The sequence below is a fragment of the Kitasatospora sp. NPDC036755 genome, from assembly GCF_040636595.1.
Lineage (GTDB): Bacteria > Actinomycetota > Actinomycetes > Streptomycetales > Streptomycetaceae > Kitasatospora.
Genome location: NZ_JBEZUT010000456.1, coordinates 1 through 5,286, shown reverse-complemented (window position 1 = coordinate 5,286; position 5,286 = coordinate 1). Strand labels below are relative to the sequence as shown.

Annotated in this window: 3 protein-coding genes; all 3 read right to left on the bottom strand. The window is 75.3% G+C overall.

All coding sequences use genetic code 11. The features are described 5' to 3' along the window. Positions 1–1,127, bottom strand: a 1,127-nt coding sequence (locus AB0E96_RS37830) for a S8 family serine peptidase (RefSeq protein WP_359830896.1), incomplete at its 3' end; no start/stop codon positions are given. Beyond that, positions 1,124–4,489, bottom strand: a complete 3,366-nt coding sequence (locus tag AB0E96_RS37825; protein ID WP_359830895.1) for a right-handed parallel beta-helix repeat-containing protein — start codon at positions 4,487–4,489, stop codon at positions 1,124–1,126. The genes AB0E96_RS37830 and AB0E96_RS37825, both read right to left, overlap by 4 nt. Positions 4,490–4,555: 66 nt before the next feature. After that, positions 4,556–5,286, bottom strand: a 731-nt coding sequence (locus tag AB0E96_RS37820) for a hypothetical protein (protein ID WP_359830892.1), incomplete at its 5' end; no start/stop codon positions are given.

Below are 5,286 nucleotides of genomic sequence, written 5' to 3'. Positions count from 1 at the left end.
CCTGGGGGGGGGGCGGGGGGTGGTGGTGGCCGGCCGGGGGGGGGGGGGGCGGCGGGGGGGGGGGGGGGGGCGGCGAGGCGGGTGACGGCGGCGACCGGGTCGACGGTGCCGTGGCCGTGCTGGGCGTCGGGGCTGCGGTAGGCGGTGGCTTCCAGGCGTTCGGTCAGCTGGTCGACGGTCAGGTCCGGCCGGTAGCCGAGGGCGAGGGCGGCGGTGCCGGCCACGAAGGCGGTGGCGAAGCTGGGGCCGGCGCCGGTGTAGTAGCCGCCGGGGGCCGGGCCGGGGCCGGTGACGGCGTCGCCGGGGGCGGCGAGGTCGATCCGGCCGCCGACCGGGACGGCGGCCGGGCCGTCGGGCAGCGCGCCGCCGGGGGCGAGGTCCCGGACGGCGAGCACCTCGGGGTAGGCCGCCGGGTAGGCCGGGACGGGTTTGGTCGCGCCGGTGGCGTCGGTCGGAACGGTGTCGGGTGCGGCCGGGGCGACGATCAGCACGCCCTTGCCGCGGGCCGCGCGGACGGCGGCGGCGAGGGCGTCGGTGCCGTTGGGCAGCGCCACGGCGACCGTGATGACCCGCGCGCCCCGGTCGGCGGCCGTGGTGATGCCCTGGGCCAGCAGGTCCGCCGAGGCGGTTCCGGCCTCGCTGGTGACGGAGATCGCGAGGATCCGGGCGCGCGGCGCGATGCCGGCGAAGCCGGCGCCCTCGCGCTGGTCGGCGGCGATCAGGCCGGCCAGGAAGGTGCCGTGGCCGACGCAGTCCTGGGCGGGGTCGGGGCCGCCGGGCAGCCGGGCCTGGTCGAGCCGGCCGGCCAGCAGGCCGGCGCCGTCCTGGACGCCGGAGCCGAGGACGGCGACGGTGACGCCCTCGCCGCGGCTGAGCGGCCAGACCCGGTCGGGGCGGAGGAAGGTCTGCGGCCAGGGGGTGAGCTGGGTGCCCTTGGCGGACGGCGGCAGGCAGCCGGCCGGCCGGCCGAGCGCGTCGTGCCGCTGCTGGCTGACCCGGGGCAGGGCGTCGGGGGCGTCCGGGCTGTCGGCCGCGGCGGTGCCGACCGGGAGCAGCAGCCCGGAGGCCAGGACGCCCGCGGCGACCGTTCCGGCCACCGTCCTCGCCGCGCGGGTCGCCGTCCTCACGCGAGGCTGCCGATCCGCTCGACCGGGATGTCCTGCGGCAGCAGCAGGCTGAGTTCGTCCAGGTCGGCCACGTCGAGCCGGGACAGCCGGCCGGCCTGGCGGGTGATCATCGCCTCCAGCACCTGCCGGGCGAAGCGCCCGTTGCCGAAGGAGCGGTCGCGCGGGACGGCGCCGAACAGGGTGCCGAGCGCGGCGAGGGTCTCCGGGGCGCAGGTGTAGCCGGCCGTCTCGGCCTGTACCCGGACGATGGTGACGAGTTCGTCGTCCGCGTAGTGGTCGAAGGTGATCTCCCGGGAGAACCGGGAGGCGAGGCCGGGGTTGGAGGCGAGGAAGCCGCGCATCTCCTCCTGGTAACCGGCCACGATCACCACGACCTCGTCGCGGTGGTCCTCCATCAGCTTCATCAGGGTGTCGACCGCCTCCTGCCCGAAGTCCCCGCCGGAGCCGTTGCGGGGGGTGAGGGTGTACGCCTCGTCGATGAACAGCACGCCGCCGCGGGCGCGTTCGAAGGCGTCCCGGGTGAGTTGGGCGGTGTGGCCGATGTAGCGGCCGACCAGGTCGGCGCGGGCGGTCTCGACGAGCTGGCCGGAGGGCAGGACGTCGAGTTCGGCGAGGAGTTCGCCGTAGAGCCGGGCGACGGTGGTCTTGCCGGTGCCGGGCGGGCCGGAGAACACCAGGTGGTGGCTGATGGTGGCGGCGGGCAGTCCGGCCTCGATCCGGCGCCGGGTCTGCTTGGTCAGGTTGACCAGGTCCTCGACCTGTTCCTTGGCCGCGGCGAGGCCGACCATGGCGCGCAGCCGGTCGAGCAGGCCGGGCTCCTCGGGCCGTTCCTCGCCGGCGGCGGCCGCGGCGGCCTCCTCGCCGACGTCGGCGGGCAGCAGCCGGGTGAGCGCCTCGTTGTCGAAGTCCGCCAGTTCGGCGAGCCGGGAGGCCTGCCGGTCGACCATCTCCTCGAACACCTTGCGGGCGGCGCGGCCGTTGCCGAAGTCGGCGCCCTTGGGCATCCGGTCGAAGTGCGCGGCGAGCGCCTCCCGGGTGCCCTCGGCGAGCTCGTAGCCGTGCCCGGCCGCGGCGTGCTCGACGATCGTGGTGAGCTCGTCGTCGCTGTAGTTGCGGAACTCCACGGTGCGGCTGAACCGGGAGGCCAGGCCGGGGTTGGAGGCCAGGAACTCGCGGATCTCGGCCTCGTACCCGGCGACGATGACCACCAGGTCGTCGCGGTGGTCCTCCATCAGCTTGACCAGGGTGTCGATGGCCTCCCGGCCGAAGTCCGGCCCGCTGCCGCCGGAGCCGGCGGACAGGGTGTACGCCTCGTCGATGAACAGCACCCCGCCGAGGGCCTCCATCACCACCTCGGTGGTCTTCAGGGCGGTGCCGCCGATGATCGAGGCGACCAGGTCGGCCCGGGCGACCTCGGTCAGGTGGCCGCTGCGCAGCACGCCGAGTTCGGCGAGGATCGCGCCGTAGAGCCGGGCGACGGTCGTCTTGCCGGTGCCGGGCGGCCCGGCGAAGACCAGGTGGCGGCTCATCGGCAGGGCGGGCAGTCCGGCCTGCTCCCGGCGGCGGGCCAGCTTGTTGAGGTTGACCAGGGTGGCGACCTGCTCCTTCACGCCCTGCAGCCCGACCAGGGTCTGGAGGACGGCCTGCGGGCCCTGCGGCCCGGCCGGGGCCGTCCCGGGGCCGTCGGCGCCCTCGGCCGGGGCGTCCGTCCCGTCGCCGGCGGGGGAGTCGCCGGATCCGGCGGCGGCGACGGCGGCCGTGCCGTGGGCGTCCGGCGAGCGGTTGTCGCGGCTGTCGAGGTTCTCCAGCGCGAGGCGGTCGGTCGGCTCGGTCTGCCGCAGCCCGGCGCCCTGGTTCTCGGCGGCCACGCAGTCGGTGAGCCGGGCAGGCTCCACGGACTCGGAGCGCAGCCCGTCCACGGTGTTGTCGCAGAGCTGGCAGGCGGTCAGGGTGGCGCGGGCGCCGGGCAGCAGGTGCAGCCCGTGCCGCCGGTTGGTCCGCATCCGGGTGCGGGTGGCGGTCAGTTCGCCGCCGTGCTCGACGCTCGCGCCGTCCGTCGCGTTGTCGGCGGACTCGACGTCGCGCAGGGTGGCGACGCCCTCGGCGCCGACCGAGATCCCGCAGGATCCGCTGCCGCGCACCAGGCTGCCGCCGAGGTAGGTGTTGGCGCCGTCGGAGATCCGCACCCCGTGGCCGCCCGCGTCGACGACGGTGACGTCCTCCAGCCGGCCGCGGCCGTCGCGCAGCACCTCGATGCCGTGGCCGCCCGCGGCGGTGACGGTGCTGCGGCGCAGCAGCGGGTTGGCGCCGTCACGCACCACGATGCCGACGCCGGCGGCGTCGCGGACCTCCAGCCGGTCGAACTCGGCGGCGCTCTCCCCGGTGAGTTCGACGCCGTCGGTGCCGGCGTCGCGCACCACCGCCCGCACCAGGCCGGGCCCGGCCGACTCGCCGACGTGGATGCCGGCCTGGGCGGGGGCGGTGACCTCGCAGTCCTCCAGGGTGCCGCGGGCCCGCCCGGTGATGTGCAGGCCGTGGCCCTGGGGGCGGACGGCACGGCAGCGGCGCAGCAGCGGGTCGGTGCCGTTGGTGAGGACGTAGCCGTGGCCGCGCACGGCGGTGACGGTGCAGTCCTCCAGGACGACCCGGGCGGTGGAGCCGACGAAGACGCCGAGCGCGCTGTCCCGGATCTCGGTGCGCAGCAGGCGCGTGCTGCTCTGCTCCTCCAGGGCGACGGCGGGCTTGTCGGTGGCGGAGATCTCGCAGTCCTCGACGACGCCGCGAGACTCGCCGTTGGCGCACAGGCCGTTGCCGCGGGCGTCGCGCAGCACGCAGCGCCGGACGGTCGGGTTGGCCCGCTCGCCGATGACCACGGCCGAGGTGCCCAGGTGTTCGATGACGCTGTCCTCGATCACGCTGGTGCCGGTGGAGGTCTCCACCAGTCCGGCGCCGGCCGGGTTGGTCACCCGGCTGCCGCGCATGGCGAGTTCGCCCTGCTGGCGGGTGAGCACGGCGGTCCACGCGTTGCCGATCACCTCGCAGTCCTGCATGGCGAGTTGGCCGCGCGGGACGTCGACGGCGGGCAGGTCGTCGTCCTGCCCCTGGAGCACCAGGCCGGTGAGCTGGACGGCCTCGGTGAGCACCTGGACCACCGAACCGCGCCGCGGGCTGATCCGCACGCTGCCCCGGACGTCCTCCGCGGTGATGCTCACCACCTTGGTGAGCACCAGGTTCTCGTCGTACCGGCCGGGGCGGACGGAGATCACCGCGCCGCTTCGGGCAGCCTGGAGGGCTTCGCCGATCGTGCGGTAGGAGCCGGGCTCCCGCTGCTCCGCGCAGACCGTCAGCACCGGGCGCGACATGCGTGGGGTTCCCTTCGTCGTGGGGCGTTGTGGTTCGGTGGTACGGGTGTCGGTTCGGGCGGCGGGTCAGGCCGTGCAGGTGGCCCGGACGGCGCCGGCGGCGTGGTGGGCGTAGGTCTTGGTGCTTCCCGACCAGTCCAGGCCGCGGCTGTGCAGGGTCAGCGAGATCGGGCCGCGGTAGGTGAACGGGCCCTGGTTGACCCAACTCCCCCGGCTGGCGGTCTGGTTGATGCTGAAGGAGCCGACCTGCCCGCCGCCGCTCTGCACCGTGTAGTAGCTCGGGTTGCCGCCGACCTGCTTCACGTTGCCGCTGCCCGGGATGTAGACGGACAGGGTGCAGCTGGAGACCTTGTCCACGGTGAAGGTCCAGACCACCGAGTTGCCGCCGTCGTCCTTGTTGGCGTCCCCGGACATCGGCATCGAGGCGTAGGTGCCGTTGCAGCCGTCGCCGCTGTAGCCACCGGAGTTGTTGCGCCAGCCGCTGTCGCCCTGGTCGAACCAGCCGTTGGTCTTGTACTGGCCGCCGTTCGAGCAGTACGGGCCGGCGATCACGGTGACCGGTGCGGGCGGCTTGGCGGCGGCCGGGGGCGCGGGCTGGTTCGGGGCGGGCTGGTTGGGGGCCGGCTGGTTCGGCGCGGGCTGGTTGGGGGCCGGGTTGGCGCCGCCACCGGAACCGCCCGAACCGCCGGAGGCCGATCCGCCCGACGCGGCCGCCTTCCAGCGGACCCTCCGGGCTTCGTTCTTTCGTGTTTCCAGCTTATCAGATGTTTTCCGCTCCGTTTCCGGGGCTTCGTTCA